At 36.7% G+C, this 16,748-nt stretch carries 18 protein-coding genes; 11 read left to right on the plus strand and 7 right to left on the minus strand.

What is annotated here, in order from left to right; translation table 11 throughout:
- Nucleotide 1 precedes the first annotated feature (1 nt).
- From B5488_RS10845 to B5488_RS10855, 3 genes are read right to left on the minus strand one after another with little or no spacing between them, the layout of a single operon-like run.
- A complete protein-coding gene (locus B5488_RS10845) occupies nt 2-1,405 on the minus strand; it encodes a nicotinate phosphoribosyltransferase (RefSeq protein ID WP_079735280.1) in 1,404 nt (467 codons plus the stop codon).
- 12 nt (nt 1,406-1,417) lie between these two features.
- On the minus strand, nt 1,418-1,945 hold the full coding sequence (locus tag B5488_RS10850; RefSeq protein ID WP_079735281.1) for a macro domain-containing protein: 528 nt from the start codon (nt 1,943-1,945) through the stop codon (nt 1,418-1,420).
- A gap of 52 nt (nt 1,946-1,997) precedes the next feature.
- Entirely contained in the window at nt 1,998-2,561 is a 564-nt protein-coding gene (locus B5488_RS10855; RefSeq protein WP_079735282.1) for a PAS domain-containing protein, read from the minus strand.
- Between the two features lie 401 nt (nt 2,562-2,962).
- On the opposite strand from B5488_RS10855, the gene B5488_RS10860 reads away from it, so the two are divergent.
- The 4 genes from B5488_RS10860 (at nt 2,963) to B5488_RS10875 (ending at nt 5,943) form a co-directional block, all read left to right on the plus strand.
- Complete coding sequence (locus B5488_RS10860; RefSeq protein ID WP_079735283.1) at nt 2,963-3,550, plus strand: HupE/UreJ family protein; 588 nt, start codon at nt 2,963-2,965, stop codon at nt 3,548-3,550.
- 63 nt (nt 3,551-3,613) lie between these two features.
- Nucleotides 3,614-4,045, plus strand: coding sequence for a deoxycytidylate deaminase (locus tag B5488_RS10865; protein WP_079735284.1), 432 nt, complete (start codon nt 3,614-3,616; stop codon nt 4,043-4,045).
- On the plus strand, nt 4,042-5,628 hold the full coding sequence (locus tag B5488_RS10870; RefSeq protein WP_079735285.1) for a S41 family peptidase: 1,587 nt from the start codon (nt 4,042-4,044) through the stop codon (nt 5,626-5,628). The genes B5488_RS10865 and B5488_RS10870 overlap by 4 nt, the downstream gene beginning before the upstream one ends.
- Nucleotides 5,629-5,640: 12 nt before the next feature.
- Complete coding sequence (locus tag B5488_RS10875; RefSeq protein WP_079735286.1) at nt 5,641-5,943, plus strand: hypothetical protein; 303 nt, start codon at nt 5,641-5,643, stop codon at nt 5,941-5,943.
- On the opposite strand, the gene B5488_RS10880 is transcribed toward B5488_RS10875, so the two are convergent.
- Both B5488_RS10880 and B5488_RS10890 read right to left on the minus strand, forming a co-directional pair.
- The gene (locus tag B5488_RS10880; RefSeq protein WP_079735287.1) at nt 5,938-6,543 is read right to left on the minus strand and encodes an FAD-dependent oxidoreductase; all 606 of its coding nucleotides are present in this window, start codon (nt 6,541-6,543) and stop codon (nt 5,938-5,940) included. The two genes, B5488_RS10875 and B5488_RS10880, sit on opposite strands and share 6 nt — an antisense overlap.
- Before the next feature lie 195 nt (nt 6,544-6,738).
- The gene (locus B5488_RS10890) at nt 6,739-7,320 is read right to left on the minus strand and encodes a MarC family protein (protein ID WP_172840001.1); all 582 of its coding nucleotides are present in this window, start codon (nt 7,318-7,320) and stop codon (nt 6,739-6,741) included.
- A 353-nt stretch (nt 7,321-7,673) separates the two neighbouring features.
- Between B5488_RS10890 and B5488_RS10895 the strand changes: the two genes are divergently transcribed.
- The 7 genes from B5488_RS10895 to B5488_RS10925 all read left to right on the plus strand — a co-directional run bounded on the left by B5488_RS10895 (nt 7,674) and on the right by B5488_RS10925 (nt 13,882).
- The gene (locus B5488_RS10895) at nt 7,674-8,273 is read left to right on the plus strand and encodes a hypothetical protein (RefSeq protein WP_079735289.1); all 600 of its coding nucleotides are present in this window, start codon (nt 7,674-7,676) and stop codon (nt 8,271-8,273) included.
- Nucleotides 8,274-8,431: 158 nt separating this feature from the next.
- A complete protein-coding gene (locus tag B5488_RS10900) occupies nt 8,432-8,995 on the plus strand; it encodes a DUF3109 family protein (protein ID WP_079735290.1) in 564 nt (187 codons plus the stop codon).
- Nucleotides 8,996-9,204: 209 nt separating this feature from the next.
- The gene (locus B5488_RS10905) at nt 9,205-10,020 is read left to right on the plus strand and encodes a DUF4412 domain-containing protein (protein ID WP_079735291.1); all 816 of its coding nucleotides are present in this window, start codon (nt 9,205-9,207) and stop codon (nt 10,018-10,020) included.
- Between the two features lie 11 nt (nt 10,021-10,031).
- Entirely contained in the window at nt 10,032-10,388 is a 357-nt protein-coding gene (locus B5488_RS10910) for a DUF4870 domain-containing protein (RefSeq protein ID WP_079735292.1), read from the plus strand.
- A 3-nt stretch (nt 10,389-10,391) separates the two neighbouring features.
- Nucleotides 10,392-11,129: a hypothetical protein gene (locus tag B5488_RS10915; protein WP_079735293.1), complete on the plus strand. Its 738-nt coding sequence runs from the start codon at nt 10,392-10,394 to the stop codon at nt 11,127-11,129.
- A gap of 248 nt (nt 11,130-11,377) precedes the next feature.
- Entirely contained in the window at nt 11,378-12,310 is a 933-nt protein-coding gene (locus tag B5488_RS10920; protein WP_079735294.1) for a ribonucleotide-diphosphate reductase subunit beta, read from the plus strand.
- 222 nt (nt 12,311-12,532) lie between these two features.
- Entirely contained in the window at nt 12,533-13,882 is a 1,350-nt protein-coding gene (locus tag B5488_RS10925; protein WP_079736590.1) for a deoxyguanosinetriphosphate triphosphohydrolase, read from the plus strand.
- 29 nt (nt 13,883-13,911) lie between these two features.
- Here the strand turns inward: B5488_RS10925 and B5488_RS10930 are convergent, their stop codons facing one another.
- Both B5488_RS10930 and dxs read right to left on the minus strand, forming a co-directional pair.
- Nucleotides 13,912-14,934 (minus strand): DUF3078 domain-containing protein, encoded by a 1,023-nt coding sequence (locus B5488_RS10930; RefSeq protein WP_079735295.1) that lies wholly within the window; start codon nt 14,932-14,934, stop codon nt 13,912-13,914.
- 31 nt (nt 14,935-14,965) lie between these two features.
- A complete protein-coding gene (dxs, locus tag B5488_RS10935; protein ID WP_079735296.1) occupies nt 14,966-16,744 on the minus strand; it encodes a 1-deoxy-D-xylulose-5-phosphate synthase in 1,779 nt (592 codons plus the stop codon).
- Between the last annotated feature and the right edge of the window lie 4 nt (nt 16,745-16,748).

The raw sequence follows: 16,748 nt of genomic DNA on the forward strand, positions 1-16,748 counted from the left end.
ACTAATTTTTAAAAGATGCAATTAATTTATCGCGTTCGGCTTTTAAGGCCTCACTAATTCCCACTTTGTAAATATGCGGATTATTAAAGCGTTTATATTCTATAGAAAGCTCTGCAAGCCTGTTTTTGCTATATTCGGCGATTTCCTGAAGCGATTTATGTTTCAATAGGTCTTGTCCGTTTTTCATCACCGGCTGGAGTAGCGGTTCCTTTTCTACACCATCAACTTTCATTTGTTTATAAGGCTCAAAAGGATGAATCATATTTTCAACATTTTCTTCTTCAAAAAGAGTAACCAGATCCCCACCAACGCAATTACCTTCTGTATCTCTTAACCGATACACCTGTTTTTTATGCGGAAGGGTAACCTTTACAATACTTTCTGAAATTTTAATTCTTGGTTTTCCGTTAGAATAGGCCAGTTTATAAACTCCGTCTAAAGCAGCATCGGGACTACCGATTACCAGGTTAGTACCCACACCAAAAACATCTATTCTGGCGCCCTGCTCCAGCAGACTTTTAATTACATTTTCTTCTAACTGATTGGAAGCAGCTATTTTCACATAATCGAGCCCAGCGGCATCAAGCATTTTCCTGCTTTGTTTTGAGAGATAAGCTAAATCACCACTATCAAGTCTTATTGCCATTAATTTCTGGCCGCGTTCTTCCATCTCTTTCGCTACTTTAATCGCGTTAGGAACACCACTTTTGAGCGTATCGTAAGTATCTACCAGCAAGACGCAATCTTTTGGCCTGCCTTCGGCAAAATCCCTAAATGCCGTGATTTCATCATCATAACTTTGAATAAAGGAATGCGCCATTGTTCCTGAAACAGGAATATTAAAATCTCTCCCGGCAATCACATTACTTGTCCCGTTAAAACCACCAATAATTGCGGCACGAGTTGCATAATAACCTCCGGGGCCCTGCGCCCTTCTTAGACCGAAATCCAGTAAAGTTCTTTCCCCCGAAACCAGTTTAATTCGGCTGGCTTTTGTAGCTATTAAGGTTTGGAAATTGAGTAAATTAAGGAGAATTGTTTCTATAATTTGCGCTTCAATAATATTAGCTTCTACATGCAAAATAGGGCGGGTAGGAAAAACCACATCGCCCTCTTGTACTGAATAAATATTTCCACGGAATTTAAATTCTTTTAGATACTCCAGGAAATCATCATCAAAATCCTGTTTTTTAAGGTATTCCAGATCTTTATCATTAAATCTTAGGTTTTCAATGATCTTCAGTAAATCCTGAAGTCCGGCAAAAATCGCGTACCCACCGTTATAAGGAAGTTTTCTGAAATAATAATCAAAAATTGCGGTATGGCCTTTTTGGCCTTTTTTAAAATACACCTGCGACATCGCCAGTTGATACTGATCGGTATAAGTAGCGGAGAAATCTAGCATAGCTTGGTTGGTTTACATTTCAGCAAGCATAGTTTCGTAAATCTCGAGATCTGCTTCACTGAATAGCACAAATTTAAGCTTTTGCAAGTGTTTAAGCTTTGGGATTTCGGCTAAAATTGTATTAAAACTAATCTTTGTCGCCTCTTTTATTGGGTAACCAAAAGCGCCGGTAGAAATTGAAGGAAAAGCAACCGACTTCAGATTTTTCTCCTCGGCACGTTTTAAAGCATTCTTATAGCAATTTTCCAGCAGCTTATCTTCGGGCTTGTCACGACCATAAACCGGCCCTAAACAATGAATCACAAATTTATTGGGTAAATTATGAGCACCGGTTATCACTGCTTCGCCGGGAGCAATGGGAGCAAGAGATTTACATTCTTCATAAAGTTGCGGCCCGGCAGCCCTATGAATTGCCCCTGCCACTCCTCCGCCAGTGGCAAGTTGAGCATTGGCAGCATTTATCACCGCTTCGATCCCGGGCTGATTGGCTATGTCTCCCCGGGAAACTTCGATTTCAATATTCTGGATGGTTTTTTTCATAATTCTGATTTATCATCAGAAATTACAAAAAATCAAGGAAAGTCGAAAGATTTTATGCCTGCCGCTCCAGGGCTAAATAATGGGTGGTTCTGTCATTTATCAAGGGAATGACGCTAATCTCGCACTTATAAGGTGTTTGATCTTTTTTATAGTTTACTAAAACTTCAGTAAAAGGCTCATCTCGTGATAATTTGCGTTTAATTCGGTTTAAAACAGCCCTGTCGGTTTCCTTTCCCTGTAAAAAATGAGGTGTTTTATTTATCGCAAATCTGCTGCTATAGCCGGTCATATCAGTAAAACCTTCACTCACCCATTGGATTTTAGCTTCCTGATTGGTTAAAACCAGAGCATCAAAAGTTTTGTCTTCAAATATCTCTTTCCAATTGTTTTTCCACTCGAATTTCTTCGCCAATTCTTTAAATGAATTAATTGCTTTTTGTTGCTTTAAACTCAATAATTGATTCGCATAATGCTCATTATAAATATCCCAGCTACGAAGAGGCATCGCCTTAATATCAGAAACAGTAATTTCGTCTTCAATTTTCTCATATTCTTCCTTGCTTAAAGAGGAAAGATAGATATCAAGACACTGCATATTCATTAGATTCTTCTTCATAATTATTTTTTTAGTGGTGAAACAAATCGGGTTCTAATTATGGAAAGCTCCTTTTAAACTTTCAAAACCAATATTTTCATAATCTACTTAACAAGCAAAACTACCTAAAATCTTATTCAACACTCTTTAAACCAACGTTAATATTGGGATTTCACCGAAATACCTAAACAATAAATCGTATTCTATTTCTTTCATTTAAATTTTAAAAATGAGAAATTATAGGGGCTTATAATTTTTAAAAAAAATTTAGTAAAAAATTACAAAAACCGGCAATACCTAAGACTTAAAAACCGCTCCCAGAATACCATTTTATGCATATTTACCCCTAAAACTAAGAGCCGTAAAAGCTTTTGCAATATTCTGAATAAGTTGTACTTTCGGGTTTTTCTAATATTTTTGATATGTCCCAATTCTGGCTGTACTTTAGATTAGGTCTGGAACACGTTCTAGACTGGCAGGCTTACGACCATATTTTATTTCTAATTGTACTGGTTGCAGCCTATACTTTTAGCAGCTGGAAACGTATTCTATGGCTGGTTACTTTATTTACTATTGGCCACACCTTAGCTTTATTTCTCTCGGTTTATGAAATTGTAAAAGTAGATGCAGCCTGGGTAGAATTGCTTATTCCTGTTACTATAATTATTGCAGCTTTATATAATATAGTCACTGCAAGTAAAAAAGAACGCAACAAAAATCATAATCCGTTGTATTTTACCACCGTTTTTTTCGGCTTAATTCACGGGCTTGGTTTTTCTTCCTATTTTAAAATGGTGGCTTCAAATACAGAAAGCAAATTTCTACCACTTTTAGAATTCGCCCTCGGTATAGAAACCGCGCAGGTTATTGTAGTAATTGCTGTAATAATTTTTGGTTTTATTGCCCAAAATATCTTCTCGGTTTCCAAAAGGGACTGGATATTAGTAACTTCAGCCTTAGTAATCGGTATTATTTTACCAATTCTTCAGGAAAATTTTCAGGCTATTTAATAACTTAGTGAATTAAAAATAAAGCGAAAACCACGCCTAAAAAAGCCGGATTATACCGATAATATGGATAAGAAAAAACAATTAAAGTACGATAAAGCTTATTTAAGAATTGCCCGTGAATGGAGTAAATTATCGCAGTGCAAAAGAAAGCAGGTTGGCGCAGTTATTGTAAAAGATAGAATGATAATTTCTGATGGTTTTAATGGCACTCCTACAGGTTTTGAAAATTATTGTGAAGATGATGAGGGCTACACCAAATGGTATGTGCTACACGCTGAAGCAAATGCTATTTTAAAAGTTGCAGGATCTACGCAATCCTGTACTGGTGCTACACTTTACATTACCATGTCTCCCTGTAAAGAATGCAGCAAGTTAATTCACCAGGCAGGAATTACCAGGTTGGTGTATCATATAGATTATAAAGATAATTCCGGACTGGATTTTCTTGAAAAAGCAGGGGTAACCCTCGAACAAATAAACGATTTAGAAGATTGAATACCAGGCAAAAAATATTAATCCCTATTCTTCTCGCTACAGCTTGCGCCGCAGGTGTTTTGCTCGGCGGAAAACTGGATTTTTCTTCTTCTGATGCCTTATTTTCTTCCAATCCGAAAAAACAAAAACTCAACCGACTTATAGACTACATAGATTATGAATATGTAGACGACGTAAATACCGATAGTATTGTTGATATTACGGTAAATAGAATCCTTGAAAATCTGGATCCTCATTCTGTATATATTCCAAAGGAAGAATATGCGGGAGTAATAGAAAATATGCAGGGCGATTTTGTGGGTATTGGTGTTAGTTTTTATAATGTAAACGATACCGTAGTTGTAATACAGGCCCTGGAAGGCGGTCCCAGCGAAAAAATAGGAATTCGGGGCGGCGACCGCATTTTGTATGCAGATGGCACTCCACTTTTTAATAAAGACATCACCAACGATTCGCTCACCAAACATCTAAAAGGAGAAGAAGATTCTCGCGTAACGCTTAAAGTAAAACGAAAAGGAATCAAGGACCTGCTCACCTTTAAAGTGAAACGTGGCCGTGTACCTTTAAAAAGTGTAGATGCAGCTTATATGTTATCTCCAGATTTGGGCTATATTAAAGTGAATAGATTTTCTGAAACTACCTATAAAGAATTTCAAGCTGCTTTAAAAAAACTTAAGAAAGAAGGAGCCAATCAAATAGCTTTAGATCTTAGAGAAAATCCCGGCGGTTATCTTTCTGAAGCGATTAAGATTGTAGATGAATTTCTAGAAGATGATAAATTAATTCTTTATACCAAAAATAAAAGCGGCTCGGTTGAAGAAACTTTTTCCCGTAGAAAAGGTCTTTTAGAAAAAGGCGATCTTTTTGTGCTAATAAACGAAAATTCGGCTTCTGCCAGCGAAGTGGTGGCCGGCGCACTACAGGATAATGATCGCGGCACCATAGTGGGAAGAAGGTCTTACGGAAAAGGTCTAGTACAACGAGAAATGGATCTGGGAGACGGCAGCGCGGTTAGATTAACCATAGCGCGTTATTATACCCCAACAGGCCGATCTATTCAAAAACCCTATGACAACGGAAACGAGAGCTATTTTAAAGATTATATGCGCCGTTATAAAAATGGGGAACTCAATAGCGCCGACAGTATAAATGTAGATGATTCACTTAGGTACGAAACTCCTAAAGGCAAAGTAGTTTACGGTGGCGGCGGGATAATTCCAGATATCTTTATTCCACTTGATAGCGATAACGAGAGAAACAACATTAAACTCCTATTACACGGCGGTTATATGAGTCGGTTCATCTTTAACGTACTCGAAGAAAACCGTGCTTTTTACAACAATGTAAAACGCGAGGATTTTGATGAAAAAGTTAGCATCTCAAACAAAATGGTGCAGGATTTTGTTCGGTTTATTGGGAACGGAAATATTCGGCTTAATGTTAATAGTCATACCGCATTACTAAAGCAATATCTAAAAGCAGTGATCGCCCAACAACTCTACGGCACCACGGCTTTCGAGAAATTAATTAATGAAAATGATCCTGCAATAGAGAAAGTTCTTGAATTATCCCAGAAAAATTAATAGCTTGCATTCGTGAGTGCGTATCATGAAAATCTTATCATTTTCTTAACCGTTTCCCCGCTTTTCTTCTTTATAATAGCGGTGAGCTTTAGGCTATTAGACAACAGCGCACTACTCTTTTTACAAAAAGATATTCTTGTTACTTCTGCAAATGTTTCGGTTACCTCTATTAAAAATCAGATTAATAAAACCGATGATAAAGAATTTAAAGAGAAGTTAAGACTTGCCCTGCTTTACAGAAGATTGCACCGCACCTGCCTCATTTTAATGTTACTTTCAATCCCATTAATGTTCACCGGTTATTTTATGTTATAGCAGCTTGTCGTGCACCTTAGTGTGCTCTCCTTTCCACCAACTTAAAATATCTGTAGCTACACTTGCGCCACTCCCACAGGCTATAGAAAATTGACTGCGCCATCCAGCAAGACTACCGGCTACGTACAATCCCGGTTTTACTAAATGATCTTCATTTTTTAACTGAATACGCTCCTTGGAAACTTTCGCTTTTTTATGCGGAATTACTTCATCTTCCAAACCTTTTATCCTGAAGGGACTTGCATATCCAGTTGCCATTACTACATTTTCAGCTTCGTAAGTGTTTTTATTGGTAACTACGCTGAAACCTTCTTGTAACTGAATAATCTCTTTTACCTTTTCCGCGGCTATTTGTTCAATTTCAGGATATTGTTCCTCTAAATGCAAAATTCCTTCTTTTAGAATTTGTTGCCCTGAAGTTCCTGGTACAACACCCAAAACATTATTTAAAAGCGCCGAGTTTAAATGTGAAGCTTTTTGATGAATAAGTATTCCCACCTTTTTATTAGAGACAATATTATTATGAAGTGCCGATCCCAAAATAAGTGCACAAGACATTCCAGCAGCGCCCCCGCCAAGAATGAGTACGTCAAATTTCATATTAAGAATTATGTTTTTTCGCAATACTTCTTGAGGTTAATAAAATCCCCATTAGAATAATAATGCAAAGACTTCCTACAATAACAAGCACTCCGATCCCGCTATCTCCTTTTAAAAGATCATCAAAATTCAATACAGTTGTGCTATAGCCAATAACGACCACAGCTAAAAAAATTACGGTATAAATAAATAACTTCATGAAAATAAACTCTGAATGTTAGTGGCGAACAATTTTACGGCAATAGCCAATAAAATTACACCGAATACTTTTCTAATTACACTAATTCCCTGGCTGCCTAAAACTCTTTCCATTTTGGTAGAAGATTTTAGTACAATGTATACAAAGATAATATTGATAAGTATAGCTACAATGATATTTACCGCTTCATATTCTGCCTGAAGCGAAACAAGGGTGGTAAGTGTACCTGCCCCGGCAATTAAAGGAAATGCCAAAGGCACCACAGAGGCGGTTTCTGGTTCATCATCCTTATAAAGTGTAATCCCCAATATCATTTCCAGGGCAAGGAAAAACAAGATAAACGCTCCTGCCACGGCAAAAGAGTTTACATCTATTCCAATTAGATTCAAAATCTCTTTTCCAACAAAAAGGAAAACAATCATAATCACTCCCGCGACCACTGAAGCCTTTTCACTTTGAATATGACCTACTTTTTTACGCAGGTCTATAATAATAGGGATACTTCCAATAATATCAATTACCGCGAAAAGAATCATTCCGGCGGTAAAAATCTGTTTTGCGTCGAGCAATTTCCACATAACTCACTTTTTGAAAATTTTGCGCAAAATTAAATTTTAAAAACACAGCATCAAGGAATTAACAAGTAAAATTTTTATTAAAATTGAGCTAATTTTTTTAAGCCTCTCAACACTAATTGCTATTAAATAAAACCGCTGAAATTTTTGCATAAGATTTGTCAAAAAATACTCATTATCAGGTATTGTAACAATTTACAGATCAGCATATTTTTAAATATCCCCACACCAAATCCCCTGATTCGAGTACTTTTTTTCTGATTAATATGGAAGACATTCTTTTAATTATATCTGTAAATTTTTAAAGATGAAAACAAGTTTAAACATTCTAATTATTTGCGCAATTATGCTCGGTAGTGGAAATATCAACGCGCAGGAATCTATCTATAAATGAAGATTCATCAAAGGAAAGAAAGCTGAGACCGTTTAGGATTGGAGCAAAAGTTGGATTTCCAAATATTATAGGCGGAAATCTCGAATATGTCACGCCCCTTCTTAACGAAAAACTGGCGGTTAGTATAGATTATTCTACTATAAAATCTGATTGGCTAATTGAAGAAGAAAACGCCTCTGAAAACAATGAACTTGATTATACTTATATTGAAGGTGGACTTAATTACTACTTATTTAAACCAGGCAGAGGTTTATACGGCGGTTTGAGCTATGGAAATATCAATATTAAAGGAACAGTTCATTATGAAGATTCCAGGGACATTATAGATAGCTCACATGGATCAATAAATATTAAGCTAGGCGCGAAACTCGGTGGGTTATTCTACTTTAGACCAGAAGTGGGTTACTCCTTCTCCTCTTTACCCGAGAATGTAGAAGCTACAAAAGTTTATAATGATGGCAGTCGGGAAACCATAAAATTCGAATTTGATTCTGAAGTAACACCTTACAATTTACTATTCTCTGGTCTTATGGCAAACATAGGGATCGGATTTGCTTTTTAAAAACCTCAGCTTTTTCATTAGTAATACCGGGATTTATAATTTCGGTTATTCATTTCTGCAATTATCTCTGGATAAAATAAATTTCAATTTAAAAAATTCATAATAGAATTATTGCGTAAAACTTTCCCTATCAAGCAAGTTAAATTTATATTTGCGGCATGTTTCAAATAGGAAAAACCATAGTTTCAGAAGAGATCTTAACCAAAGATTTTGTGTGTAACCTCTCGGCCTGCAAAGGTGCCTGCTGTGTAGATGGCGATGCCGGTGCGCCGGTAACTCCAGAGGAACGTCAAATTCTAGACGAAATCTACCCAAAAGTAAAACCTTATTTGAGGCAAAAAGGAATAGATGCCATAGAAAAACAAGGCACTTACATCACCACTGATCTTGATGAAATTGAAACCCCGTTAATAGATGGCGCCGATTGTGCCTACGTCACTTTTGATGATAATGGCATTGCCCTATGCGGAATTGAAGAAGCTTACAACCAGGGCGATATTGATTTTAAAAAACCTATTTCCTGCCACTTATACCCCATAAGAATCCAGGAATACACAGAATTCTCTGCAGTAAACTATCATAAATGGCAAATTTGTGATGATGCCTGTAGCCTGGGAGCCGAACTTCAGGTGCCAGTTTATAAATTCACTAAAGACGCTCTTATAAGAAAATTTGGCGAAGATTGGTACAATCAATTAGAAGCAGCTGCAAAAGACCTTTAAACACTGGGATTCCCACCCACACAATTGATTTTCAGGATATTATTTTAAATATTCTAAAAGATTTTGTAACTTCAATTTTGAATTTCGCCCCGAAATAAATCGGTATTATCCCTAAAACCGGTAGTTAATTATTCCCTACATTATTTTCAATTTCGCCCCTACCCGTAAGCTTTCGCTTACAGTTTATTTTATAACCTAAAATTTATATTATGAAAAAACTCATCTTATTAGGGTGCTCTCTTTTACTTTGTATTTCTACTACAGAGGCCCAGTTTCTAAAGAAATTAAAAGAAAAAGTAGAAAAAAAAGTTGAACACGCAGTAACCGAAAATATTTCAGATAAAGCTGCTAATGAAGCCAACAAGTCCCTCAACAAAATGTGGGAAACCAATCTCAAAAACAGCCCTATCCCAATGGGCGCAAACCGTGTAGATATTAGTGAGGTTCCACAATCTTACGATTTTAACTGGGAATACCAGTTGAATATGGAAACTAAAGATGGAAAGGTAGATATGACTTACCTTCTTAAGGAGGATGCTCCCTATTTCGGAATGCGGGTGCCGCAAGCTGAAGGTATGTTTATGGTGCTGGATATGGATAGGAAACTCACAGTTATGTATCTATCTTCTGATGACACGAATTTTATTACCGCCAGTAAAACCAATACAGAAGAAGAAGCAACGAATCCTTATGAAAATTCAGAATTAAAGAAAATAGGGACAAAAAATATCCTGGGTTACGAATGCCAGGGTTATGAAACCGAAACAGAAGAACACAAATTCACCTTTTATCTTACCAGGGAAGCTCCCATTAGCTTCGCAAATATGTATAGTGATAAGAAAAGCAATATTCCAAAAGGTTGGAATGCAGACTGGCTGGAGGATGGCGATGCTTTAATGATGGAAATGCTAATGGTAGATAAAAATAATCCCGATCATAACACCAATATGCGATGTACCGGACTGGAGAAAAAATCTTTTACAATAAACAAGGAAAACTATAATGCCCTTGGCACATCGAAATAAAAAATAGAATTATGGAAAATTCAGAGACACACCACAGCCACGAAGCGAACAGCACTTTTGATCCTAAAACGATAGCTATTATTGCTTATTTAACCATTATCGGCCTGGTGGTAGCTTTTGTTTTAAACAATGATAAAAAAGACGAATTTGCAGCATTTCATATTAAACAATCCCTGGGATTGGTAATAATTAGTTTAGGACTTTTTATAATTGGAATGATCCCAATTCTTGGATGGATTCTAAGTTTTCTCGGTTCAATTTTCTTGCTGTATTTATGGATTATGGGGCTTATTAATGCCGTTAATCATAAAACAAAAACGGTTCCCATTTTAGGGCACCAGTTTGAGAAATGGTTTGCCAATATCTAAAAAATGAAAGCATTAACCATAAGCTTATTTACCTGTTTTCTATTTAGCTTCAATGCTATTTCTCAAAATACCATTGAAGCTAATGTTGAAAACTGGGAATATGGCACTGCCAAAATTGGAGTGCTGGATTTTATATCCGGAAGCACCCAAAAATTTGGCAGCATAGATAAAAACGGAAATCTAAGCATTGAACTGCAGCCTAATTTTCTTCAAAAAATGAAAGAACAAATGGAGAAAGAACAGGAAAAATCCCCTGAAGGTTGGAAGGCTTCCTTAAAAACCGTTTCCAAAACTTTCTCCTGCTTTTCTGGCGATTTAACCTATAAAAATGGGGACACCAATCTTAGCAGTTTACCCAAACAGCTTGTGGTGTTTAAAAATGAGAAAGAAATTTTGGGCATACTTATGCCCGCTTCCAATAAAGCTATTGCAGATTTTTTCTTTTCAAATAGCGAAGAAAATAGCACCACCGGCAAATATTTGGAGTGGACATATCTCGATGAACCTGCAACGGTAAAAGGTACTTGTAACACCACTACTTTCACACAAGCCGAAAATGAAAGTTTTAAAGCTGCAAAAACTTACTCTTTAGATTTGAAAAAAGGCTGGAATCTTATTGAATATCACATTACTGAAGTTTTTGAAGATTCTACCGGACAAATCTATCCTAAAACAACCGAGATTCAACTCATTAAAAATATCCCATCAGAAATAAACTGGTATTTTTCAGCCGAAAAATAATATTCTAATTTATACCACGGGAAGTCTTTCGCTTGTAAAATTTAACATTTGTTTTATCACCTACTTTTCAACATTCATAATTTATAAATTTCGCGGCACTAGTAGTATCAGGCTACACAAACTGCTTGTAATTAGTTTTTTGTGTTGAAAACTTTAGAAAAAAATTAAACAAAGCATATTAGCAGAACGATAAATTTTTCTAATATTTGTTACTGAATTAATAAAATAAACAGTAACCCCCCACATAAATGAGTAAACAGGAACCCTTGCTACGGGACAACAAAGACAGATTTGTAATATTTCCTGTGAAACACAACGATATCTGGGATGCCTATAAAGCTATTGAAGCTAACTTCTGGACTTCGGGACAAATAGATATTCAAAAAGATTTATTAGCCTGGCAGGAATTAAATGATGAAAAACGCCTGTTTCTAAATAAAATACTCTGTTTAATACTTTCTTCAGAAAAAAACCTAAGTGGGTTAACCAGAAAAGTTAGCAAAAAAATTAATTTTCCTGAAGCCCGATCCTTTCTCGATCTGCAACTCGTCATGGAAAATACACATACAGAAGCTTATAGTATGTGTTTAAATTCCCTTTTTAATACAACCCAACAAGAAGAAATTTTTAAAGAAATTGAAGAAATCCCTGCTACTGCTGCCAGGGAAGAATGGATACAAAAATGGTCAAACAGTACTTCTTTTGCTGAAAAATTAGTAGCTCTTGCCACAGCAAAAAGTATCTTTTCCTACAGTAGTTTTGCTACTATTTTCTGGATAAAAAATTGCGGTTTAATACCGGGGCTTTGTTACACCTACGAAACGATTTACCGGGATAAAGCCCTGCATCGCGATTTCACAACGCAATTATTTAGAGATCATCTTTTAGAGGAAATTTCAGATAAAAAAATACAGCAAATTATTGGTGAAGCCGTAGCTATAGAAAAAGAATTCATTGCTAAATATCTTCCTTTAGATTTAATTGGGCTAAAAACGAAATCTCTAACCGAATACCTGGAGTATGAAGGCCGAAGGTTGTTTACCGATTTAATGCTAAACCGAAGCTTAAAAGAAGAACATTTAGCGAAAGAAAACTTAGTAAATAAGCGAGCAAAAGATTTTTCTCAAACTAATAAAACAGATAAAGATTTTAATAAAATCAGTAAAAAAACTGATTTGTAGAAACTGGAACCGGCGTCATGCTCCCCAATGTGACGCTGTTTCAGTTTTTTATTAACCGGCGTCTTTATTACCCTTATACAATTTTTAAATCTTCCCCAGCCTGAAATAAACTCTTCAGGAAAGTACTTCCAGCAAAGTTTCCTCAACCGGCCAATATTCTTAAGGCTTTTTCTATTTTTGAAGAGGAATTACAAATTCGATTTTAAACAACACTAAATTATGATGAACTGGGAGCAACTTCTTTCCTTAAAACGTTTTGGAGACACTCATAAACGTTTACGAAAAGAGCAAAACGAAACCCGATTAGGTTTTGAGGTAGATTACGACCGTATTATTTTCTCATCGGCTTTTAGAAGTTTGCAGGATAAAACTCAGGTAATTCCGCTTTCTAAAACCGACTTTGTGCATACCCGCTTAACGCATAGCCTGGAAGTTTCAGTAGTTGGCCGATCTTTAGGTAGACTGGCAGGACAAAAAATTCTGGAAAAACATCCGCAACTTGAAAAAAGCCACGCTTATAGAATGAATGATTTTGGAGCTATTGTTGCCGCTGCGGCATTGGCTCACGATATTGGGAATCCGCCTTTTGGCCATTCAGGAGAAAAAGCTATCGGGGAATATTTTAGTCACGGTAATGGAAAACGCTTCAAAGATGAACTTTCCCCAAAAGAATATCAGGATCTTGTAAAATTTGAAGGGAACGCCAACGGTTTTAAAATCCTTACCCAAAACAAACCGGGCATCGCCGGGGGGCTTCGGCTTTCTTATGCTACTTTGGGAGCTTTTATAAAGTATCCTAAAGAATCTTTACCACATAAACCCACGCAAAATATAGCCGATAAAAAATTTGGGTTTTTCCAGACCGAAAAAGAAATTTTTGAAGAGGTTGCTACCGAACTCGGCTTACTAAAAACCGGAAAAGACGGCGATGTGAGTTATTACCGGCATCCGCTGGCATTCCTGGTAGAAGCAGCCGATGATATTTGTTATACCATAATAGATTTTGAAGACGGTATTAACCTGGGACTTATAGATGAAGATTATGCGCTGGAATATCTTATAAAACTGGTAAAAGACAATATAAACACCGGCAAATATAATAGCCTCACCAATACAGCAGATAGGTTAAGTTACCTAAGAGCCCTGGCCATAAATACATTAATTACCGAAGCGGTAGAAACTTTTTTAAAGAATGAAGATGCAATTCTTGCGGGAAATTTTCATCAGGGATTATTAGATAAGAGCAAATACGAAGCTCAAATAGACGATATTATTAAAATTAGTATTGAAAAAATCTACCAGAGTGAAGAGGTAATTAGCAAAGAAATTGCCGGCTATAAAATGCTTTCGCACCTTTTAGATACTTATACCGAAGCTTTACTTTCGCACAAAGCAGAAGAAAATTCTAATTTTAATAAACTGGTATTAAAATCGGTTCCAAATTTAGCTTATCTACAGGATGAGAATTCGGTTTACCGGCGCTTATTGGAAATTTGCTCGCACACCGCTTCGTTGACTGATGGTTTTACCGTTGCTTCTTTTGAAAAATATAAAGGAGGAATTAAATTATAAGAAAATGCCGGCTTAAACAGCCGGCCTCTTTAAAACTCATAGACGAGTCCCACCCCCAGCATTTGCTTAAACTGCACGCGGGGTCCTGTGGTTTCCAATTCTCCATCGCCATTGGTGTCTTCCTTAAATTTCACATCGTCGTCATAACGCAAATGAGAACCAACATTAGCTTTTATAAAATCGTTTACTTTTAGATTCACGTTTAACTGCCATTCCACATCAATATTCCCAAATTTATTGAGATAGTCTGAATACAGGCTTAATTGATTGTCTAGCTCAACATTTTCAAAAACTTCTTTTGAAAAATCACTGGTTACCAGAAAACCAAATTCAGTTCTCACATTTTCCCCTTCTTCTATAATATTTCCTAGTGTATCCCTTACGGCACCAGTAACACCAAACATACCTTCATTAGCCAATCTTTGATCGAGTACAAAAGTTGATTTTTGCGTTACGGGTGAAATATATACCATAAAATCTTCTACGGGATCTGAATATTCAGTACCAATACCAAGAAATAAATAACCAGGAGCCATAAATTTAGAGATAGGACTATCGGTGTCAGGATATTTATAACCGTTTGTAAATTGCGTGTTAAAGTTGAATTTTGCTGAATAGAACCAATTGGAAACCGAATCTTTTCTATATCCAAAAGATGAATTTAAACGCAACTCATCTTCGGTTTTTCTAAGCTTCTGTCCCTCCTGGGAATTTATACCATACCGCACTGTGCCTCGGTTACGCCAATAAAGATCATCTTTTTTATAATTGCGCTCTACATTACCGTGTACCAATGCCGAAATTGAATTATTCCCACCGGCGTTCCAGTTAATAAAAGCAACCTCGCTTAAGTTCACTCCAACTTCATTCTTTTCTGTCCAAAACGTCACTACAATAGAATCTACCTCGGTAGTATCCTGTACCACTTTAATAGAATCTGAAGGTTTTATAGTATCGCTATAAATGTCAAAATAGTAATCGGAAATGGAATTGTTGGCGGTTGTTGTTAAGTAAATTAAACAGGCTAAAAGACATAAGACTTTGGTTTTCATTAGTTAATTTAGATTTTTCGGAATGGTAAAATTAAAGATTTTGAAGAAGAGACACTATTTCTTCCTCAATATATTCAACGCTAATTTTCGCAATTTCTTGTAATTCATTAATATTTCCCTGTTCAATAAATTCATCTGGCAAACCTAAATTCTTAATTTTAGCTTTATAATCGTGTTTTGCAGCAAATTCTAAAATCGCACTCCCAAAGCCGCCAGTTACCGTCCCATCTTCAATAGTGATAAAGGCTTTGTGTTTTTTAAAGATTATATGCAGTAGCTCTTCATCCAGTGGTTTTACAAAACGCATATCAAAATGCCCAATTTTTTCTGTTTTTATATTCTTTATGGCTTCAGCTGCATTCTGCGCCATATTTCCAATACTTAAAACTGCTATTTCATCGCCTTCTTTCAGGCACCTGGCTTTTCCTATTTCTATTTCTTCAAAAGGTGTTTCCCAGTCTATTTTAACGCCTCTCCCTCGTGGATATCTTATCGCCATTGGGAGTTTTAGATCAAGCTGGGCGGTATAAAGCAGGTTTCTAAGTTCGGTTTCATCGCTGGGCGCGGCAATTATAATATTTGGAATACATCTTAAATAAGCAATATCAAATACTCCGTGGTGTGTCGCGCCATCTTCCCCTACCAGCCCGGCCCTATCCAGGCAAAAAACTACCGGCAATTTCTGGATGGCCACATCGTGAATCACCTGGTCGTAAGCACGCTGTAAAAAAGTTGAATAAATTGCGCAAAAAACTTTAAAACCCTGGGTAGCCATTCCTGCAGAAAGTGTTACTGCATGCTGCTCGGCGATACCAACATCAAACGCCCTCTCTGGAAAAGCCTGCATCATAAATTTTAAAGAACTCCCGGTTGGCATTGCAGGCGTGATTCCTATAATTTTTTCATTGTTTTTGGCTAATTCTACCAAAGTAAGTCCAAAAACATCCTGGTATTTTAAAGGGAGCCCGGCAGTATCATAAGGTAAAAGTTCACCGGTATCGGGTTTAAATTTTCCCGGCGCGTGATACTTTACCTGGTCTTCTTCAGCCTTTTTTAAACCTTTCCCCTTAATGGTAATTACGTGAAGGAATTTTGGACCTTCAATTTGTTTCATTTGTTCAAAAACTTCAAGCAATCCCGCAATATCGTGTCCATCTACCGGCCCAAAATATTTAAAATTAAGCGCTTCAATAATATTGCTTTGTTTGGGCTTAAAACCAACTCGCGCTTTAGTTAAATACTGTTTTAAAGCGCCAACGCTGGGATCTATCCCAATAGCATTATCGTTGAGCACCACCAATAAATTGGCTTTTGTTACTCCCGCGTGGTTTAATCCTTCAAAAGCCATCCCACTGGCAATAGATGCATCTCCCACCACCGCAATATGGTGTTTTTTAAATTCACCTTTCAGGTTTGAAGCTATAGCCATTCCCAGGGCTGCTGAGATCGCGGTAGAAGAATGCCCTACCCCAAAAGTATCGTATTCACTTTCTTCCCTTTTTGGGAATCCGCTAATTCCGTTTAGCCTTCTGTTAGTATGAAAATTTTCCCGCCTTCCCGTTAAAATTTTATGGCCGTAAGCCTGGTGACCTACATCCCATACCAAAAGATCCTGAGGAGTATTAAAAACATAATGCAGGGCAATTGTTAATTCGACCACGCCAAGGCTGGCGCCAAGGTGGCCTTCTTTAGTAGCTACTATATCTATAATAAATTTCCTGAGCGCTGCTGAAATTTCCTGTAACTTTTCAGCCGGAAGTTTCCGCAGGTCTTCAGGTGAATTAATATCTTCTAAAATCTTGAGGTTCATAGTG

Source organism: Salegentibacter salegens (genome assembly GCF_900142975.1).
GTDB classification, from domain to species: Bacteria; Bacteroidota; Bacteroidia; order Flavobacteriales; family Flavobacteriaceae; genus Salegentibacter; species Salegentibacter salegens.